Origin of the sequence: Candidatus Thiodiazotropha endolucinida (genome assembly GCF_001715975.1) — a bacterium.
Classification (GTDB): Bacteria; Pseudomonadota; Gammaproteobacteria; order Chromatiales; family Chromatiaceae; genus Thiodiazotropha; species Thiodiazotropha endolucinida.
In genome coordinates this window covers 24524-46326 of the sequence record NZ_MARB01000011.1, presented here as the reverse complement: position 1 = coordinate 46326, position 21803 = coordinate 24524, and the positions used below count along the sequence as shown (strand labels likewise).

Below are 21803 nucleotides of genomic sequence, written 5' to 3'. Positions count from 1 at the left end.
TAATCCAATACGCCCTGCTGGGGCGTATTGGATTAGTGTTAACAGGCCCTAGAAGAGAGGTAGTTTTTATATGAAACAGCGGGGATTGGAAGTATAAAAACCTGAAAAAAAAAAACGGGGCCGATAGGCCCCGTTTCTCAACTCGAAATAGTCTTGTGAACTATTAGAAGTTGTGGATCAGACCAGCGAAGAATGCATCAGATTCAACATCGGTCTCGTCTTCTTCATAAGAGGTGAAGCCAACGTGAGCTACGGTGCGCTTGCTCATTGCATGCTCGTAACCAACGCTGAACTGAGTGACTTCGTTCTCAGGATCGGCAACAGGCATACCAACGTTTACATTCGGTGAAAAACCAGGTACCAGCGCAGTAACACCACCATTGGTGGAATCACCCATCAGGTACTGAGCCTTGATCTTGCCAGCGCCGCCAACTTTGACGTGACCGCTCAGACCGAGGTAATCAGGATCGTCCACACCGTCGAGGTCCAGATCCATGGAAGCAAACATGACACCAGCCTGCCACATTCCGCCATTCCAGACAGCGGTAGCGCGCAGCAGTGAAGGTTCAGCGTCTACTGCAGAACCGAGGTCATAGCTGTTGTAGGCCAGAGATGCGAAGAGCGGGCCATTGCTGTAGAGACCGGCCAGGGAGATATGATCGGCAATACCGTCCAGATCGAGGTCACCTCTCTCACCGGGGACCAGAGCGCCGACGAAGGTCAGACCGCCCATGGCAGGAGAGACGTATGCGATGACGTTCTCAAGGCGGTCATCGCCAGGAATCACGTTGGCAAGGTCACCATTCGGCAGATCGCCGAACTCGTCGAATTTACCCTGGGACATCTTCATTGGGGTGTCATGAGTACCCAACAGAGCGGTACCGAAACCACCGGACAGGCCGATGAACTGATTACGATCGCCAAGACCGTCAGCGCCGTCATCATTGTGTACTTTGAATTCGAAGTGATAGAGAGCCTTGAGTCCGCCACCCAGGTCTTCGCTGCCTTTCACACCAACGCGAGAGTGGATGCTGTCCACGCCCCAAACGTCTTGATCACCATCATCAACATTTTCGATGATGAAGTGTGCTTTACCAAACAAAGTGGCATCAGCCATGACTGCGGCAGGAGCCACCAGTGCAGCTGCAATTGCCAGAGAGAGTACTTTTTTCATTGAGTTAACTCCGAGAATTGATGGGTAGAAAATTGACTACGATGCGAATATTAGTCAACAGCGTGGCAAATTGCAAGTGTTTCTTTGCAAAAAAGACACAGAAAAAATAGCTGTTGTAAATTTACGACACCAACGATAAGGCAAGACTCAAAAAACAGAACATCAATGGGTTATAAAAATTAGTTTAAAGAATTTCTAGGAATTTACCGGTTTATTCCTGAGTGCATCACTCAGTTATTGTTGCGGTAATTTTAGGCCGGAAAGAGCAACAACAACACACGCCGTAACACCCTGTCAAGTCACAGAAAATCAGAGGATTAGATTATGATCGTAACAGGCAACATAAAAAACTGGCATGAATTGTCTGATTGATAGGATAACCTTGTAGCCTGTTACCACTAATCCAAGCCTCTCTGGCGCAGCTGAAAAGCGCTTCCCAAGGTGCGGGGAGTGAAGTTGCTGATACAAAATGAACAATGGCAACGCACAGTGGCATTTTTCAAGCGGCTTTCAGGTATGGCAAGACCCGGACCTGGATAAATTCACCAAGCTCTTGCAGCGGTAGGGACTCGGTTTTCAGTTGGGTGATATAGCCGAGTGTTCGCGGAATCTCTTTCAAATAACCCGGTTTGCCGTCACGCCTGTATAACCTGGCGAATATCCCACTCGCTTTGAGATGACGCTGTACGCCCATCAGATCAAACCAAGTCAGAAACCGCGCTTCATGCTCGGAACCTAATATTCCGGACTGAACCGCAAGCTCGTAATACCCTATCGCCCAGTCACGAACCCGCCCATCCGGCCAGCTTACATAGCAATCACGCAACAGCGACACTAAATCATAGGTAACCGGGCCTATCACCGCATCCTGGAAATCGAGAATACCTGGATTATGCCTTGCCGTTACCATCAAATTGCGCGAATGGTAGTCACGATGCACGCAGACCTGCGGTTGCTGCAGAGCACTATCCACCAGCAGTTCGAATACCCGTTGCAACATCGAGTGTTCTTCATGTGTCAAAGAGAGGCTCAGTTCCTGCAGTAACAGCCAATCCCGAAACAGCGCCATCTCCTGCATCAACAGGGCCCGGTCATATTTCGGCAGACCATCACGCGGCCCACAGGCCTGCAGCGTGGCCAATGCACCCAGGGCATCACCGTAGAGCCTGTCGACGGTTTCCGATGACAGCCTGTCAAGATAGAGCTCAGTGCCGAGATCCTCGAGCAGCATAAATCCCTGGGTGAGATCCCGCGCATAGATATGCGGTACGTTAAGACCGATTGACTCGAGGGCTTCCGCCACTTTCACAAAGGGCCTGGAATCCTCTCTATCCGGAGGGGCATCCATGGCGATATAACTTTTTCCATTTTCGATTAAGCGAAAATAGCGACGAAAACTTGCGTCGTTGGAAGCAGGTTCGAATGAGTAATCCGATAACTCTGGCAACGACACCAACCACTTTTTCAATTGTTCTATTCGTTGTGGCATCGTTTTCTAATTAATCTGTGACTTTGAAATGAGGCAATCCGGCCAGTCTGGGCCTGATGATTGTACCAGAAGAGGGTTTAATGAAATCAGTTATCTGTTGCCAGGACCGCATTATCCTCCCCGGCTCCGAAACGGGAAGTGACACGTATCCTCATATCATCCGCAATGAGATAGAAACAGGGGAGCGCGAGCAGGATCAACACCGTCGCAAACAACAGCCCGAATCCAAGACTGACCGCCATCGGCGAGAGAAATGCCGTCTGCCCGGTGGCGAAAAAGATTAACGGAGAGATACCGAGAAAGGTGGTTGCGCTGGTCAACAGTATCGGTCTGATACGCACCCGTCCCGCTTCCACCAGGGCTGCTTTGCGTTCCCATCCCTCACGTCTCAAGCGCTTGGCGAAATCGATCAGGATCAATGAATCGTTAACCACGATTCCTGTCAGCGCGAGAAAGCCGATCAGGGACAGGAATTGCAGATGAAAATCGAACATCACATGTCCCACGATGACGCCGATTGCACCGAAGGGGATTGCGAACATCACCACCAACGGATCAAGCAGCGATCTAAACAGCGCGGCCAATATGAAAAAGATAATCGCCAAAGCGATCACGCCCGCACGCTGCATGCCGATAATCGACTCTTCGGCCTTTTTCTTCTCTCCGAGGAAGATGAGGCGCTGACCTTCAGCGAGCCGACTGAACTCGGTGGTTATCCGTTCCAACACCTGATTGGGCGTGGTGACCTTCGGATCGACTTCCGCAGTAATGGTGGCCAATCGATGAAGATTTCGCCGGTTGATACTGTTGTAGCCTCTCGCCTCCACGATATCCGCCACATCACCCAGGTAGAGGGTGCGTCCATCATCCAGGGTAATGGGCAATCGCTCCAGGGCGCCGGCATCGCGGCGCAGTTCGTCATTGTAGATCAGGCGAACGGGTATGCGTTTGTCGCGCCAGCTCACGTGGGCCAGCTTCAAACCGAGAAAACCGGTGCGTACCGCATTCGAGAGTTCGGTCTGGGTGAGTCCCAGGCGACGTCCTCGCTCATTCAGCTGATAGCGATACTCAAGTTTGCCCGGGTCCATATCCTGCCTGGCATCAGACACGCCCGGCATACGGCTCAGATAGGTGCGAATCGTCTCTGCGGTTTGACTGATGCGATCGACCGATTCACCCACAACGCCGATCTCAATATCAGCACCTGCCGGCCCGCCCTGGGTACGCAGGATGGACATGCGCTGTATACCCGGTATCTGCTGCAAGGCCTGGCGTACATCTTCTATGACCGCTTTTGAACTTCGCTCGCGGCTGCCTTCCCAGGAGAATTTCAGACTCACCAGCGGCGATATCCAGCGCTCGATAAAGCCTCTGGGTTTCTGCTGTTTCAGGTCGACAATCAACTGAATATAACGGCTACCGATCTTCACCCGGTGAAAGTCTATGAACATCACCCCCACATTGCTCAGCAAAGTCTCCAGTTCGTCTTCTTTCAGTGTTTGCATCAGCGTCTCTTCAAGCTTGTCCGCCAGACGCGATGCATCATCGATGCTATAGGTACTGGGTGCTTCCACATTAACGAAGAACTGTCCCACATCCACATGACTGAAGAGGAGAAAGGGAATACGGGTCTGGGCAAATACAATCGTGATCGCCAGCACACCGATGCTCAACATGGCCACCGGATAGCGATAGTCGAGGCATCTTCTCAATAGCTGGGTATAGCGGCGATTCAATGCACTCCAATCGATTCGTCCCGGTTTTCGCTCTCTGGTGGCACGCAAAAACTCCTTGGCGTGAGAAGGCAACACCCCGAAGGCCTCCAGCAGGGAACCCGCCAGGGAGGCGCTGACCACCACCGGTATCACCGCAATGAATGCACCCATGGTGCCGCCGATGGCAAACATCGGCATGAAGGCGGCAATAGTTGTGGTGGTCGAGGCCACCACAGGCCAATAGACCTCCTTGGTGCCCAGAGCAGCCGCCGCTGCCGGTGACTCGCCCATCTCCAGATGGCGATAGATATTCTCATTGACGATGATGGCATCATCTACGATCAAGCCTAGCGCAATCAGAAATGCAAACAGAGAGACCATATTGATGCTGTAACCCAGCATATGCAAGGCTATCACGGCTACCAGGAAAGAGACCGGAATACCCAGCGCAGTGATGAAAGCGACCCGGAAATTGAGCATCAGGTAGAGCGCCAGCAGCACCAGGGCAAGCCCGACAATCCCCGATGACTTGACGGTGTCTAGACGGTTCTTCACATACACCGAGAGATCGTTGAAGAGCCCCAGACTGACCCCCGCTGGCAGTGTCCCTCTATGCTCCAAGACGAATTCGTTCACCAGATTCGCCACATCGATGGTGGATGCCTGGCTGGTCTTGTTGATGGTCATGTTGACGGACGGCTTGCCATTGAATCGACCCAGAGTCTGGGACTCCTCCAGACGCAGCTGTACCTGCGCCAGATCACCCAATCGCAGCTGCCCGCCCTGTTCATCATGACGCAATACGATCGCTGCCATCCGGTCGGGGTCGGGAGGTACTCCCATGCCCCGCAAGCGTATATCGCCTCCGGATGATTTAAGGGTGCCGCCGGGCAGATCGCGCAGGTTGTTCCGCAAGGCATGGGCTATCTGATTGAGTGAGACGCTCAAGGCCGCCATCACCCGGGGATCGACAACCACCCAGACCTCCCATTCGCGATCACCGGCCATACCCACGGATGCAACACCCGGCAATTGGATCAGCTGATCCTTGATGTCCGTGGCGATGCGATACAACTCGCCCCGGGATATGCTACCGAACAGGCTCACCGAAATGACCGGAAAGCGGGTCTCGAGCCGTGCCAGTTCAGGCTCCTCCGCCTCGTCAGGCAGATCATCCACCTGATCGAGAGCGGTTCTGACCTTGCGCATGAAATTGTCCACATCGGAACCGCTTTTCAGCTCGATAAGGATACTTGAACTACCCTCGCTGCTGGTGGAGCTGACGACATCGATGTCGGCCAAGCCATCCAGTTCCTGTTCGATGGGGAGAGTGACCTGACGCTCCATCTCTTCCGGCGAGGCACCCTCGAAGACGGTGGTGATCCTGACCTTATCCTGTTCCACCACGGGAAACATCTCTTGCGGCATGGCGTACCAGGAGATCACTCCCGTCAATAGTATGATCACCAGCATCAGGTTGACCATCAGGGGATTTCGGATGGAAAAATCGATCAAGGTACTTCACCGCCGGGTTCGACCTGAACCTCGATATCGTGGCTGAGCACTTCTACATCCCGGGCAACCAGCAGATCACCCTGTTTCACCCCCTGCAGTAACAACTGCAAATCACCCTGGCGTATACCGGTCACCACCTGCCGACGCACCAGACGGCTCCCTTGCACCAGAAAGACATAGTGCTTACCCTCCTCCCGCATCACGGCGGAGACAGGCACCACCAGGGCATCCTTTCTGGGACGCAGGGGCAGATCCACCCTGCCGAGCTGTCCAGGCAGCAATCCCTGCCCCGGTATCCTGATTCGCAGGGGATGAGTATGGGTCTGAGGGTCCGGATCGATCTGCAGGGCTACCAGTTCACCACCCACATCACGACTATCCACTTTCACACTCAACGGTTGCCCCAGAGACAAAGCGGCAGCGACATCGCCGCTGACCGCCATCTCAAGCTCCAACATGGCGTCATCGATCAATTCAAGCACCGGATTGTTGCCCTGAACATAGTCGCCCTCCTCAACCATGACACGGTTGACCCGCCCATTGAAGGGTGCCAGTAAATGGGTGCGTTGAAGATTACGCCGAGCCCGGTTGTTTGCCGCCTCCTGACGGGCGAGACGGGCCTGATTGCTCTGCTGACTGAAGACTAGCCGGGCCTCTTCACTCTGCAGATTGATCAACTGCTGGCGCGCACTCTCCCGGGTTGAGACCGACGCCAACGAACCCTTACCCAGTTTCTCCAGGCGCTGATACTCCCGCTCAGCCAGCTGTCGGTTCTCCCGAGCCAGTTTCAGCAATGCCCCATCCCGCTCCAATGTGGCCCGTGTCTCGGTCAACCGGGACTCTGTCTCGCTCAATGCGTCCCGATAGTCCTCGTTATCCAGTCTCAGCAGCAGATCCCCCTGGGATACGGACTCGCCGGGTTCCACTTCGCGTGCACTCAGTTCACCCGCCACTTCGAAACGCAGGGACGCAATCTGCCGTGGACGCAACACACCGGTGAAGGGCACCTTCGGCAGCAGATCCCGCCGTACCACTTCCGCCACCTCGACACGGGTAATACCCGGCTGCTTCATCTCCACATTGGCTTCGGGACGGGTCATAAACAGCGTCACGACGATGACCACAGTGCTCATCAGGATAGCCAGGGTGATTAGAAAACGTCGTCTAACTGAGGTCACAAGTGTTACCAACGAACAGGTGTAATTTGAAGTAATGCAGATTCTATGCGATTTTGTGCAGGGTCGCGTGATGAATTATCAATGCCTTCCATAAGTGAGTTCCTAAAACACTATTGGTTCCCTGACCCGCATCACCAGAACAGAAACACCAATCAGCCAACTCGATGTCACCTCGATTACGCCCGCTTTACCTTTATCTCGGCCTGTTGATACCCCTGGTTACGACAGCGGAAGAACCGATGCGTATCGACCGGGGACTCAACTGGGATTATTGCGAACGGTCGCCTGGCGTAAGCGATCTCTCGCTACCCGCACCACCCCTGGAAAACCAGTATCTTCAGCTTGCGGCCGACCGTATGGAGTTCGACCAGACGACAGGCTCGAGTCGGCTTGCCGGATCAGTACAGCTGTGGCGTCCGGACGGCTATGCGGAGGCAGACAGCATCAGCTTCGACCACGAAAACCGAGTCGCTGAACTATTTGGCAATCTGTTCATTCAGCAAACAGGGCTGCGCGCCACCGCGCAACAGGGCTACCTGGAACTTGATGATGATCGGGGTTGGTTAAGTGACAGCGAGTTTCGTCTGACGGAGAATAACGCCCGAGGCAGCGCGGCATTGATCACCCTCACGAGCAAAGATCAGTCACACTATGAGAAGGTTGTCTACTCAACATGCCCCCCCGACAGAAACGACTGGAGCCTTGTTGCCTCTGAACTGGAGATCGATATGGCCGAAGGCTGGGGTAGCGCACGCCACGCCCGACTGCAACTGGCCGGCCTGCCGGTACTCTATATACCCTATTTCACTTTCCCGGTGGACGAGCGTAGAAAAACCGGCCTTTTAATACCCTCGATCGGATCATCCAATCGTCTGGGGAGTGAACTCACCCTGCCCTATTATTTCAATATCGCACCCAACTACGACGCCACCCTGACACCGCGATTGATGAGCAAGCGTGGCGTTATGCTGGGTGGAGAATTTCGCTTTCTCGGTGAACGGCAGCGCGGGGAGATCAGTGGTGAAATACTCCCGGACGACAAACAGAGCAGTCCGCACCACGACGACCGGCGCAGCGCCTTGCGATTTAATCATGTCAGCCGACCCATACCCGGTCTCACCACCCGCATCGAAACCAATGCGGTGAGCGACAATGAATATCTGGAGGATTTCGGTACCGGTCTGGCCATCACCAGCACGCGCCACCTGGAGCGTGTCGGAGAAGTCCGTTACAACCTGGGCAGTTGGAATCTGCTGGGCCGCCTACAGAAGTTCCAAACGGTGGATGACTCCCTGAGCGAGAGTCAACACCCCTACCGCCGTCTACCCCAGTTGCTCGCCCGTTATCGGGGATCGACCAACCCATTGGGCATGAAGATCGGCTTCGGTGGCGAATACACGCACTTCAAGCATGATACCCTGATCAATGGTGAACGGCTCACGCTTCGCCCTTCGCTGAGTCTGCCGTTGCGTCGAAGCTGGGGTCATCTGACCCCCAGGCTGAGCCTCAACTATGCCACCTACAGGCTGGATGAAGATGACAATCCGACTGATGATAGACCAGACTATTTTGTACCGGCCTACAGTCTCGACGGCGGCCTGGTATTTGAACGCGACACCCATTGGTTCGGCATTCCAGCGTTACAGACGCTTGAGCCGAGACTGTTTGCCCTGTATGCGCCTTTTGACGACCAGTCAGATATCCCCGACTTCGATAGCGCCGATCTCAATCTCAGCTTTACCAACCTGTTCAAAGAGAACCGCTTCAGCGGCAAGGACCGCTTCGGTGACGCCAGACAGATATCTGCAGGCCTGACTACCCGTTGGTTCCAGAGCGGCAATGGCATGGAACGACTGCGTGCCAGCATCGGTCAGATCTACTACGGCAAAGAGAGGGAGGTACAATTGACCGGGGCCACGGAGGATGAACCCTCATCCGCCATGGTGGCGGAACTCTCGTCGAGATTGGGAAACCATTGGCGCACCACACTGACCCTGCGTCACAATCCCCACCTGGAAGATGATCGGATCGATAGAGGCCGCTTCACACTTCGCTATAGCACACCCGAGCAGGAACACATCAATTTCGATTACAATTTCAAACGTGACACCATCGAAGATCTGGATTTCTCCTTCTATTGGCCCTTCAATCACCAATTCAGCCTGTTTGGGAAATGGAAACACTCATACCTTTATGAGCGAAATATGAATAGAATACTTGGCCTGGAATATGGCGGTCGATGCTGCTGGAAACTTCGGGCCCTTATCCAGCGCTATGTGGCCAATGAAGATAGAGACGAGGAAGAAGAGACGAAATTCATGCTGCAGCTCGAGCTGCGGGGTCTGGGAACCCTGGGCCATACGGTGGACAAAACCATGCAGGAAACGATTTATGGCTTTCACAATGAACGGTAAATTCAATGTATCTTAATCAGTACCTTGTCAGCACAATTACAGGGCTGGTGATGCTGCTGCTCGGTCTGCCCCTGCATGCAGCGGTGAAAGAGCTTGACCACATCGTGGCGCTGGTCAACGACGATATCATTGCCAAGAGCGAGCTTGACAGCCGAACCAGGGAACTGCTTGCCCAGCTTGCGCAAAAGCAGACCAATCTGCCTCCGATGCGCATCATCCATCAGCAGGTGTTGGATCGAATGATCACCAAGCGACTGCAGTTGCAAGCCGCGCGCCGACTCGGCCTCAGTGTCGATGACGCCACGGTGACCAAGGCGATCACCAATATTGCAGAGACCAACCGGATATCACTGTTGCAGTTGCGCGAGACCCTTGAAGCCGACGGCATCAACTTCCCCCTTTTTCGCGAACAGCTTCGGGAAGACATACTGATCAACCGCTTGAAGCAGAAAAAGGTCATCAACAGGATTGTGATTACCGAGCAGGATATCGAGAACTTCCTTGCGCGTGAGGTGGGTACCAGCCGACAGCGCTCCGCTGTCCGCCTGTTGCATATCCTGATCGCCACACCGGAAGGCGCATCGCCGGAGGATGTGCAACAGGCGAAGCAGAAGGCGCAGTCTGTCTATGACGAACTGTCGCAAGGCGCTGATTTCAGTGAACTGGCGATACGTCTGTCGGACGGCCGACAGGCCTTGGATGGCGGTGATCTCGGATGGATAGAGGTATCTAGAATCCCCAGCCTGTTCACCGGTTTGATCGATGATATGGAGGTCGACTCTACCAGCGAGCCGATACGCAATGCCTCCGGTTTCCACATCATAAAGCTGGCGGATGCGAAAGGGGGCAATAAGCTGATCATCAACCAGACCCATGCCCGTCATATCCTGGTAAGCACCAACGAGATCGTCTCTGACAATGAAGCCCGGCAGCGCCTCGAAACCCTGCGGGAACGTATCATTGGCGGTGATTCATTTGAGGCACTGGCACGCTCCCACTCCGATGACAAGGCATCCGCGATCAAAGGCGGCGACCTGGGATGGACCAGCCCGGGCGATCTGGTAAGCCAATTCGAGGAGCAGATGGACGCCCTGGCGATCGGTGAAATCAGTCAGCCCTTCAAGACCCCGTTCGGATGGCATATCGTTCAGCCTCTCGAGCGGCGTCAACATGACAACACTGAAGAGGCCTTGAAGAACAGGGCTCGTCAGGCAATTCAAAAACAAAAATCGGAAGAGGCCATCGACCTGTGGTTGCGCCGTTTGCGCGACGAAGCCTATGTCGAGGTTTATCTGGAAGAGTAGGAAATATCCCTTGATTTCACGTCTAGCACTCACCCCTGGCGAGCCTGCCGGCATTGGGCCGGATCTCTGTGTCATGCTGGCACAGAAGCCATATCCGGAAACCGAGATCATAGCCATTGCCGATCCGGTGCTGCTGCAGCAACGCGCCGAACGCCTGGGTATATCTCTGGAGCTGATCCCTTTCGATGAGCTAAAACCGGCTTCCTCCCTGTCACCGGGCAAGCTCAGATTTCTACCCGCCGGACTCAATCACGAGGTTGTCTGCGGCCAGCTCAATCCCGCCAATGCAGAGTACGTACTCGACACATTGCGGATAGCAACCGATGGCTGCCTCAAAGGGTATTTCGATGGCATGGTCACAGGCCCGGTGCACAAGGGGATCATCAACGATGCCGGCCTCTCCTTTACCGGGCATACCGAGTATCTGTCCGCCTTGTGCGAAGATGCATACCCGGTGATGATGCTTGCCACACCCGATCTCAGGGTCGCCCTCGTCACCACCCACCTCCCCCTGTCCGAGGTGAGTCAGGCCATAACCAAACAGCGGGTTCAACAGGTCGCCAGCACACTGCACAACGATCTGCAAAGGTGTTTCGGCATCGCGCAACCACGCATAATGGTGTGTGGACTCAACCCGCATGCGGGAGAGCAAGGATACCTGGGAAGGGAAGAGATCGAGATCATCCAGCCGGCATTGGCTGAGCTGAACAGTCAGGGAATGCAACTGATCGGCCCGCTTCCCGCCGATACCATCTTCACGCCTGTTCATCTACAGCAGGCGGATGCGATCCTGGCCATGTACCACGATCAAGGCTTACCGGTTTTGAAACACCTGGGATTCGGCAATGCAGTCAACATCACACTGGGATTGCCTATTATTCGCACCTCTGTCGACCACGGCACCGCACTACCGCTGGCAGGCACCAATCAGGCAAGCCTTGGAAGCCTTCAATACGCCGTCAAGATTGCGGAGACAATGGTTAAAAGCCGACTCAGGGAGCGATCCGGGAATTGACGCATGGGGTACCGGCGCAGTCGTCGGTATTGTTAGGCTGGGTATCGATGTATTCGATCCCCTACTCGCCGGCGATCATCATGCGGTCGATCAGCCAGGAGCCGGTCTGAATACTGCTGCGGGTCTCTACATCGCTACCCACTTCCAGCAAACCCATCAGCATTTCACGCATGTTTCCGGCAATGGTGATCTCTTCCACAGGGTATTGTATTTCGCCACCCTCCACCCAAAAGCCGGCAGCTCCCCGGGAGTAGTCGCCGGTTACCATATTGACGCCCTGCCCCATCAGTTCAGTGACTATCAATCCCTTGTCCATCGTCCTGAGCAGACCCTCCCGGTCTAATTCACCGCTGTTTATACGCAGGTTCCTCACGCCTCCTGCATTGCCTGTGGTCCGCATGCCGAGCTTTCGTGCCGCATAGCTGTCGAGTACATAGCTGTCGAGCACACCCTGGCGCACGAACTCCCTGTTGCAGGTCGCCACGCCCTCATTGTCATAGGCTGCGCTGGCCAGCCCTCTGGCCAGACGGGGTTCTTCATGGATTGTGACGAATTCGGGAAACACAGGTTTACCCAGATGGTCGAGCAGAAAACTTGCTTTGCGGTAGAGGGCGGAACCCCGAATGGCGCCAATAAAACTGCGTAACAGCCCCACCGCCACATCCGCCTGAAACAGCACCGGCGCCTGTTGTGTCGGCAGCTGTCTGGCATTCAACCGCGCCAGGGTCCGTTCCGCAGCCATCCTGCCAACCGCCTCTGGTGTATCCAACCGTTTCGATTGGCGAGACAGGGTATACCAGTAGTCGCGCTGCATGCTTTCATTCTGTTTGCCGACCACAGCACAGCTCAGGCTGTGTCTGGAGGAGGGATAGCCACCCATGAAACCGTGGGTATTGCCGTAAACATGCAGGCCGTCATGGGAGTTCAGCGAGGCGCCTTCCGAATTGACGATACGCGGATCATAATCACGCGCTGCGTCTTCACAGCGGATTGCCAGCTCAATCGCCTCCTCTACGTTCTGCCGCCAGGGATGATAGAGATCGAGGTCGGGGTTGTCGGACGCCATCAACTCCGCATCGGCCAAACCGGAGCAGGGATCCTCCGAAGTATAACGGGCAAAATTGCAAGCCGCCTCCACCGTCTCATTGATCGCCTGCGGACTCAGATCAGATGTGCTCGCGCTGCCCTTGCGCTGGCCGAAATAGACCGTCACACCCAGGCCGTTGTCACGGGTATGTTCGATGGTCTCCGTCTCACCGAGACGCACCGTCAACGAAAGACCGGCATTACTGCTTACCGCTGCCTCTGCGGCCGTTGCCCCAAGGCGCTCAGCCTCACTCAGCAGGTCCTCGACCAATTGCTGCAATTCCGCTTTGCGCTGTTCCATATCGATCACTGCTCAGTACCCCCGACAATCAACTCATCCAGCTTGAGTGTCGGTTGGCCGACACCCACAGGCACACTCTGTCCCTCCTTTCCGCAGACACCGACCCCGGTATCCAGTTTCAGGTCGTTGCCGACCATGCTGATACGGGTCATGGATTCCGGGCCATTCCCTATCAGGGTCGCACCCTTCACCGGCCTGGTTGTCCTGCCATTCTCAATCAGATAGGCCTCACTGGCGGAAAAGACGAAACGGCCGGAAGTGATATCGACCTGGCCCCCACCGAAGTTGACTGCGTAGAGCCCCCGGTCCACAGAGGCGATGATCTCTTCCGGGTCATGGTCACCGGGCAGCATATAGGTGTTGGTCATGCGCGGCATCGGCAGATGGGCATAGGACTCGCGCCTACCGTTACCGGTCGTGTCGACCTTCATCAACCTGGCATTGTGCTTATCCTGCATATAGCCCTTGAGGATACCATTCTCGATCAACACCGTGTTCTGACTCGGCGTGCCCTCGTCATCCATATTCAGCGATCCCCGCCGTCCCGGAATGGTGCCGTCATCCACCACGGTACAACAGGATGCCGCCACCTGCTCTCCGATCCGGCCGCTGAAGGCGGAGGTTCCCTTGCGATTGAAGTCACCCTCAAGGCCATGGCCCACGGCTTCATGCAACAGAACGCCCGGCCAACCCGGGCCCAGCACCACAGGCATCGTACCGGCGGGCGCATCCACCGCATCAAGGTTGACCAACGCCTGTCTGACTGCCTCCCGGGCATAGTCCAAGGCACGATCCTGATACAGAAAATAGTCGAGACCCTCACGCGCTCCGCCTCCACTGCTCCCCTGTTCCCTTCGCGAACCCTGTTCCGCAATCACATGGACATTGAGGCGAACCAGCGGCCTGACATCAGCACTGAGGGTACCGTCAATGGCAGCCACCAGCACCACATCATGGGCACCCACCAGACTCACAATAACCTCTTTTACCCGTGGATCCTGCTTTCTCGCCTCCTGATCCACTTGTCGTAACAGATCGACCTTCTCAACCTCACTCAGCGTGGGCAGGGGATTGACCGGCGCATACAACCGGCGTGGCATCGGCGTACCCACAATACGCACTGACTGATCGGCACCACTGCGCATGATCGCCCTGGCTGTTCTCGCCGCCTCCTGAAGCGTCGGCAGCTGCAGTTCATCGGAGTAGGCAAAACCGGTCTTTTCACCGCTGATCACCCGGATACCCGCACCCTGTTCTATATTGTGCGCCCCCTCTTTGATAATCCCGTCCTCAAGCACCCATGATTCCAACCTGCTGGATTGAAAATAGAGGTCCGCCGCATCGATACCGGTCCCCGTCAATTCCCCAAGCATGCGGTCAAGATCCTGTTCGGCCAATCCCACCGGGGCTAAGATTGTCTCTTGCGCTATTTGAATCAGATCGGACATGTTATTCCTGGCCCCGCGGGCCAATGTTTAGTCTGGTTTAAGTCGTTGCAGAATACCGCTCCCGACTCAATCCTGAATCGAACCGGACAGCTTCGTATCAGGCTTATTTCATTGTATGTCGGGAGTATGGGTGTGCTGTGGTTTATGCAATCTGCTCCGTCATCGGGGCAAACGATCCTCTACGTCCCTTACAAACGTAGATGGTCAATTGTCGGAAAAGTGCGACGTATGGTCTTCTGGTATTCTTGATCAAGTTCCACGCAAACAAATCCGGTTCCTCTTGGCACCTGGGTCAGTACAGTACCCCAAGGATCCACAATCATGCTATGGCCATGGGTTTCGCGACCGTTGAGGTGATAACCGCCTTGTGCAGCCGCCGCTATAAAAGCGAGGTTTTCTATCGCCCTGGCCCTGACCAGGGTCTCCCAATGCGCCTTGCCGGTCATCGCGGTGAACGAAGCCGGCACCACAAAGATCTCCGCACCCTTTTCCATCAGTTGACGGAACAGCTCAGGAAAACGCAGATCGTAGCAGACCGCCACCCCCAATATGCCGAAGGGTGTATCCACCGTCACTACCTCTTCACCTGGTTCTATAGTATTGGATTCCACGTAGCGTTCATCCGTCTCCACTATATGGACGTCGAACAGATGTATCTTGTCGTATCGGGCCACCTGATTGCCGTTACTATCCATGATCAGACAGGCCGCCCGAACCTTGCCCCCCTGGCTCGCACGCATGGGAATGGTGCCTCCCACAACCCAGATGCCATACCGTTGCGCCATCTGACTGAGGAACCCTTGCAAGGGACCGTCATCATCCTCGCACAAAGTCAGCATATCCCGGTCGTGCTCCCCTTTAAAGGCGAAATTTTCCGGCAATACCACCAATCCGGCACCCGATTCGGCTGCTTCACCGATCAGTCTCTCCGCCTCCAGCAGGTTAGCGCTGACGTTGGGGCTGGAGGCCATCTGTATCGCTGCAACTTTATTCTTCTTACCACTCATGTGAAAACTCTTCGGTCAGTTTCTGGCCATCCTGAATCTATGCTCCATTCTCGAGGATAGCATCATGAACCTTGATGCTACCAGCGATGTCTTGCGTAATCCGCCGCCACACTGAGTGCCTCTACCACGCATTAGATGTGGTATTCAGTACGGCTCACCCACTCATTCACCCGGCATCTCCGGCATTAACGCCCTTCCGCGCGTGTCCTCTTGACTCTTATTGACTTGGATAAACTGGGGCTCATCCCAGCTGCCGGTGACCTCATAGGTGCGCATGGCAATCCGATCAAACAGACGGCCTATCAACTTTTGAGTCATTGCCAACGCCACACCTGCGGTAGGGTTGATCGCCAGTGTACCCAGCAGTGGCAGGGTGGCACTGACATTAGGTGTGACTACAACCTTTTGGTCGTAGGACCGGGTCGCCAAGCCGGTGCGTCCACGCACATCGACAACCGCAGCGGTACTCTTCATGACCAGGTCCGAGGTATAGGCATCACCGTCGTTGATCGTGAAATTACCTTCGATTGAATCGAACGCCAACCCTTTGGAAAAGAGATCTGAGAAATCAAGCGCCAGACGCTTGCCTAAGGCATTGAGACTGAACAGGCCGATTAATCGGCCAACGCCAGGATCGACATTATTCACCAGTCCTTTATCCACCTTCAGCGATATACTGCCGTAGAGCTTTTCCGCCCCCATCTCCAGTGGCGACGTGGGCCAGTAGAGCTCTGCCTTGACATCAGTGGGGGCCTGCTCGATACCGGTAGCGATTCCCAAGGCATGCTGGAGGTCACCCAGGCTGTTGGTATGCAACTTCAGATTCAGTGAGGTACTGTGACCCTTGGGCGTCAGGCGCCAATACCCCTGTCCGGTGAGATCAACCATGTCTCCGACCAAGGCCAGGCTGTCGACAGTGATGCCATCGGCCTCCTTTCTCCAGGCGACATAGCCTTTACCCATAGGATTATCGTTGATGTAGAGGTCTTCCACCGTGAGATTGACGGCGGGCACATCCCTGGGATCGAGGTCCGTCACCTGGCGCTGCTCATCCACTTGCCCGGTAATCCCTCTCGCCAGCTCCTCAAGATCGAATTTAATATAATCAAAATGACCGAAGATGGGTTGCTGATCGAGTTGACCCGGCACCTGCATCATGCCCTGAGCTGTCTCGGATGTCAGGTTGATCCGATAGCCGTCTGCATAGTTTTTGTATGTGAATTGGGTATCGGGACAGGCTGTGCCCAGTGCTATGAGCTCGTCCACCCGCAAATCCATGGTAATGGTTGGCGGACCACCCCGGCCCGAAGCAGCTTGCTGTGCGACCCAGCTGATCCAGCTGTCCGCATTCAGCCTCTCCAGATGACCGCTCATGTGGAAGCCTTCCACATCCTCCAGCGACAGTGCTTCCTGGGAAAATCCGATAGCGGCAATCCAGGGTTTTTCCCGCGCCTCGAAAAAACGGAACAAGGCATGGGTTTTTTCATCAAACCGAATCCTCAACTCCGTGGATTCGTCACTGCGCAAATCGGCGCCCATATCGAATTTCACTTTTGATTCGGCTGGTTTACCGAGGGGTTTCGGCATCGTTATCGATATTCCCTGCAGATCAGAAGTGAGATTCAGCCTGACCGGCACCTGGCTCTCATGATGGGCAATCCTGACTTCAACATCGCCCTCACCGACACCCAGAAAATAATCAAGTTTCCACTCCGGAAACTGTTGTTTCAGGCGCGCCAGATTGACAGGCATGTGGGCCTTCACCCGGGTCCAATGATCGCCCTCGTGACTATAGGGCATGACATCCAGGTCAATTTCGTCCCCCAACAGCCTGGCCCTAATGCCTTTCCCCATTACTCCCGTTCGGTTGAACTGAAGTCTGCCGCTGATCCGGTCGATCGTGAGATCGGCCTTCTTGATGGTAAACGCGGATTGATCAAAACTGACCGCACCTTCTATCTTCAACTGATCCCGCTTGTTGAGCGGAATCGCCAGATCGACCCAGGTCTTGGTCGCCCCATCCACCTCCACTGCATCGACGAAAGCATGAAAATCACTGCGTAGCGGGGTATCGCCCAGAATCGCCATCAGGTCCTGCAATGATCCAGTTGCCATTCCTTGAATCTTAACTGGAGAGGCCTCCTTCAATCTTTCGATTTCAATTGCCACATCCTGCAGCTGACTGTTGAGCAGCATGCCCTCCTGCAGAAACACCTGCAGTCCATTATTGACAAAATGGACCTCTGCAACCCCCTCCGACAGCCGCGGCCATTGGCTCATATAGTCGAGAATCAGGTCCTCGACACCGAACCAGACCTCGAATCGGCCTTGATGCTGGAGGAAAGGAAACTCACTGAGTGGACCATAGAGTAGAAAGCTACCCGATTTCACATAGCCGCTCACTACCGCCTTATCGAGCCAGGAGACCAGTTCGTCAGGCATAATCCCTACAGGAAGATAGTCACTTTTTCGCGAACCATCCGCATCCCAGAAATCGGATTGCATATCAATGAACAGGTCCTTGCCGGTGAAGGGTATCTGCAGATCGATGCGGGAGAGCGTCTTAACATCCGGGGAACTCATCTGCACATGATCGCTGTTCAGATGCAGCCCCTTTTCGAGATCAAATTTCCATGCGAAGTCACCCATTGCGCGTCGTGCATGCAGGGGCTTGCGGAACAGATTCGGTGAATCGAGCATCAGATTGTTGCTGTCGACGCTCAACCAACCCCCTGCCTGGTCACCATCGAAGGCCAGTTTCAATCCGCTCACACCTGGTACATCCTGCCATGGCTGGTGCGCATAGCCATCGACCTCCCCTTTCAAATGCCAGGTGAGGTCACCCTGACGGGGCTTGAGAAATCCAAACTCGAGATGACTCAGTCTTCCCTGAGGCGACAGCCCTCCAAGTGCCGCATGCAACGCTGGATTGGGTAGTTTCTGAATCGCTAAAAAGTCATTCAACTCCTTCAATGACAGGGCATCCGCACTCAGTTCAAAACGCGTCTGCTGCTGTTCCAATAGCTGCCAGGTGATGCGCAGCTGCTCGGTTGGCCATTCCCCATGGGCCTGTTCTATATCAAGCTGGTCGAGCTCCAGATGCCAACCATCATGCAAGCGTTTCCATTCAAGCCCGGTGGAAAGCCGTGCCAAAGCGAAAGGCTCGGTGCGTCCCGGTCCCGTAATTCGAAAGTCGCTCAGCTTGCCTTTTCCACTCAGATTCTGCAGCTCGCCATGCTGGAGATCACCCCAGAGCTCAACCTCAAGTTCACCCTCGTCAATGGTATAGGAGGGAGGCATCCACTCAGGCAGCCGCCCCCCTATCACCAGCCCTTCGCATCTGAAATAGAAATCACCGCTCATCGCCAGCGATGCCGCATCCTTTTGCACCAGATCGGCGATCAGTCGAACCGACTCCTCTCCACGTTTACCGATACGCGTGCTGAGTGAGAGTTGGTGGCGCAATCCGTCGTTGCGCAGTTCCAAATTAACGCCGGAGAGTCTGAGCGGAGGCTGGTCTGGGATGGCGCTTTTCAGGTGGATCTCGGTATCCAGCAAACGCAGTTGATTCTGCCCCAGCAGGATGGCCGCCACGGTATCCGGATCCCCCTCGCTCACACCACCCATACCCTGTAGTGCCACGCTGCCATCCGAGAATCGCTCAAGCTTTAGCTTGGTCCCTATGACAGTAGCATCACCCAGTCGTAGGCGACCTGAGATGAGGCTTTCCAATAGCTGTATGTTGACCAATACCTCCGGGGCATACAGCAGGGGTTCACTGCTCTTTTCATCGAGCACGCTGACATCGGTAAAATTGAGCGCCAAATGAATGCCCTTCACCTGGGCCTTCATATCGCCGATCTTCAGATCAACACCCGCCCCCTCTTCGGCGACACGCTCTATCTCCCGCCGATAGGGATCAAGATCGATGAGGGGTACAATCAGGCGCAATGCGCTGATCAACAGCGCAACTACGATCACCAGCCAAGCCAGGGATTGCCAGAACCTGGCGTGAAGGTATTTAGCGACAGTCAGCATCTGATGGGTAGATGGTGACAGATATCACACCAGCACGACGTCATAGTGCTCCTGGGTGTAAAGCATCTCCACCTGCAGCTTGATTGGATGTCCGATAAACTGCTCCAGCTCCGCCAGATGAGTAGATTCCTCGTCCAGGAGCCTGTCTATCACTTCTTGCGATGCCAACACCAACAGTGACTCCACATCGAATTGGCGTGACTCCCGGAGAATCTCCCTGAAGATCTCGTAGCAGGTTGTCTCAGCCGTTTTCATGGAGCCCCTACCACCGCAGCAGGGACAGGGTTCACAGAGCACATGTTCCAGGGATTCACGAATGCGTTTACGGGTCATCTCCACCAGCCCCAGAGAAGAGACCTCGGTGATTTGCGTACGCGCATGATCATGAGCCAGGCACTTCTCCAGGGCACGCAATACCTGTCGTCGGTGTTCGGGATCGAGCATATCGATAAAATCGATAATAATGATGCCACCCAGGTTTCTCAGACGCAGTTGTCGGCAGATGGCTTGCGCCGCCTCCAGGTTTGTCTTGAATATGGTCTCCTCTAGATTTCTGTGGCCTACGAAGGCCCCGGTATTGACATCGATAGTGGTCATCGCTTCGGTCTGATCGATCACCAGATGGCCACCCGATTTGAGCTGCACCTTGCGTTCCAGGGCCTTCTGAATTTCATCTTCGACCCCGTACAGATCGAACAGCGGCCGCTGACCCGGGTAATACTCGATAAACTGTTTGATATCGGGGATGAATTTCTGCGCGAAGGTGATCGCCTTTTGGTGGGTCTCCTTGGAATCGATGCGCACCTTCTCCACATCGGGACCGACCAGGTCGCGAAGTGAACGCAGGGGTAGAGAGAGGTCTTCATGGATCAACTCGATACCATTATGCAACTTACTCTTCTCCTGAATCGACGACCAGAGACGCGCCAGGAATCGCATATCCGCTTGCAACGAGAGCTCATCGACTCCCTCGGCCGCGGTACGGGCGATGTAGCCACCGGATATCTCCCCCGCCTCGGCCACTTGGTTCAACAGTTCACGCAGGCGCTGGCGCTCATCCTCGGCCTCGATTCGCTGCGAAATGCCCATATTCCCCAGCGAAGGCATAAACACCAGATGGCGTGAAGGTATGGAGATATTGGTCGTCAGGCGGGCGCCCTTTGTGCCGATGGGATCCTTCAGCACCTGCACAATCACATAGTCTCCTTCGCGCAACAGTTCATGGATGTTGTCGGTCTTGGGCTTGTCGGTTGTCTCCCCTATATCGGAAACGTGCAGGAACGCCGCCCGCTCCAGACCGATATCGACAAATGCCGCCTGCATACCGGGCAACACCCGGCATACCTTACCCTTATAGACATTGCCGACCAGACCACGCTTGCCGTAGCGTTCGATGATCACCTCTTGCACCGCACCGTTCTCGATTACCGCAACCCGAGTCTCGGGCGGTGTCACATTTATTAGAATCTCTTCACTCATACATCAATTACGCTCTTATTTTCATTATCAAATTGGATGCCGTTGCGGCTAAGTAATTCCGCTGTCTCGAACAGAGGCAATCCCATCACCCCCGAATAACTCCCATGCAACATACCGATAAAGCGCGCCCCAACCCCCTGGATGGCATAACCTCCCGCTTTATCGGCAGGTTCACCCGTAGCCCAATAGGCTGCCATTTCCGCCTCGCTCAGCACCCTGAAGCTAACCTCGCTGTGACTTAGCTCCATTTCAATACCCCGCCAATCCAGCGCCACCGCGGTATAGACCTGATGGGTCCTGCCCGACAACTGTTTCAGCATCCACAACCCATGGTCTCTGTCCATTGGCTTACCCAGCACCCTGTTCTCAATCACAACGCTAGTGTCAGCGGCCAGCACCGGCAAAGATTCACCCCCTGCTACCAGGCCTGCCCCCGCCTCTGCCTTCTCCCTCGCCAGGCGCAACACATAGGCTATCGGCTCTTCATCAGGCCGCTGCTGTTCATCAATATCGATCTCGAGCAGGGCGTGGCTGATGCCGATCTGGTTCAGCAACGCCCTCCGGCGAGGTGAGCGGGATGCCAGGTAGATGACAGGATTCTCCTTCATAATGGGCAGTTTCCTCTTGATGACATCCAATT

Annotated in this window: 13 protein-coding genes; 3 read left to right on the top strand and 10 right to left on the bottom strand. The window is 54.9% G+C overall.

Annotated features, from left to right (window positions below; translation table 11 throughout):
• Positions 1-163 precede the first annotated feature (163 nt).
• From CODIS_RS10625 to CODIS_RS10610, 4 genes are all read right to left on the bottom strand, one after another.
• The gene (locus CODIS_RS10625; protein ID WP_069124799.1) at positions 164-1174 is read right to left on the bottom strand and encodes a porin; all 1011 of its coding nucleotides are present in this window, start codon (positions 1172-1174) and stop codon (positions 164-166) included.
• 499 nt (positions 1175-1673) lie between these two features.
• Positions 1674-2663, bottom strand: coding sequence for an aminoglycoside phosphotransferase family protein (locus tag CODIS_RS10620; protein WP_069124798.1), 990 nt, complete (start codon positions 2661-2663; stop codon positions 1674-1676).
• Positions 2664-2749: 86 nt separating this feature from the next.
• Positions 2750-5893, bottom strand: a complete 3144-nt coding sequence (locus CODIS_RS10615; RefSeq protein WP_083220687.1) for an efflux RND transporter permease subunit — start codon at positions 5891-5893, stop codon at positions 2750-2752.
• A complete protein-coding gene (locus tag CODIS_RS10610; RefSeq protein ID WP_069124797.1) occupies positions 5890-7071 on the bottom strand; it encodes an efflux RND transporter periplasmic adaptor subunit in 1182 nt (393 codons plus the stop codon). Before CODIS_RS10610 ends, CODIS_RS10615 begins: the two co-directional genes overlap by 4 nt.
• 164 nt (positions 7072-7235) lie before the next feature.
• On the opposite strand from CODIS_RS10610, the gene CODIS_RS10605 reads away from it, so the two are divergent.
• From CODIS_RS10605 to pdxA, 3 genes are read left to right on the top strand one after another with little or no spacing between them, the layout of a single operon-like run.
• Positions 7236-9485, top strand: coding sequence for an LPS-assembly protein LptD (locus CODIS_RS10605; protein WP_069124796.1), 2250 nt, complete (start codon positions 7236-7238; stop codon positions 9483-9485).
• 5 nt (positions 9486-9490) lie between these two features.
• Positions 9491-10789, top strand: coding sequence for a peptidylprolyl isomerase (locus CODIS_RS10600; RefSeq protein WP_083220686.1), 1299 nt, complete (start codon positions 9491-9493; stop codon positions 10787-10789).
• 10 nt (positions 10790-10799) lie between these two features.
• Positions 10800-11804 (top strand): 4-hydroxythreonine-4-phosphate dehydrogenase PdxA, encoded by a 1005-nt coding sequence (gene pdxA / locus CODIS_RS10595; protein ID WP_305782108.1) that lies wholly within the window; start codon positions 10800-10802, stop codon positions 11802-11804.
• A 61-nt stretch (positions 11805-11865) separates the two neighbouring features.
• On the opposite strand, the gene pmbA is transcribed toward pdxA, so the two are convergent.
• From pmbA to CODIS_RS10565, 6 genes are all read right to left on the bottom strand, one after another.
• Complete coding sequence (gene pmbA / locus CODIS_RS10590; RefSeq protein ID WP_069124793.1) at positions 11866-13191, bottom strand: metalloprotease PmbA; 1326 nt, start codon at positions 13189-13191, stop codon at positions 11866-11868.
• 5 nt (positions 13192-13196) lie between these two features.
• On the bottom strand, positions 13197-14639 hold the full coding sequence (tldD, locus tag CODIS_RS10585) for a metalloprotease TldD (RefSeq protein WP_069124792.1): 1443 nt from the start codon (positions 14637-14639) through the stop codon (positions 13197-13199).
• Between the two features lie 188 nt (positions 14640-14827).
• Complete coding sequence (locus CODIS_RS10580; protein WP_069124791.1) at positions 14828-15646, bottom strand: carbon-nitrogen hydrolase family protein; 819 nt, start codon at positions 15644-15646, stop codon at positions 14828-14830.
• A 162-nt stretch (positions 15647-15808) separates the two neighbouring features.
• Complete coding sequence (locus tag CODIS_RS10575; RefSeq protein ID WP_069124790.1) at positions 15809-19684, bottom strand: YhdP family protein; 3876 nt, start codon at positions 19682-19684, stop codon at positions 15809-15811.
• A gap of 24 nt (positions 19685-19708) precedes the next feature.
• A complete protein-coding gene (gene rng, locus CODIS_RS10570) occupies positions 19709-21163 on the bottom strand; it encodes a ribonuclease G (protein ID WP_069124789.1) in 1455 nt (484 codons plus the stop codon).
• Positions 21160-21771, bottom strand: coding sequence for a Maf family protein (locus tag CODIS_RS10565; protein ID WP_069124788.1), 612 nt, complete (start codon positions 21769-21771; stop codon positions 21160-21162). The genes rng and CODIS_RS10565 overlap by 4 nt, the downstream gene beginning before the upstream one ends.
• Positions 21772-21803: the final 32 nt, after the last annotated feature.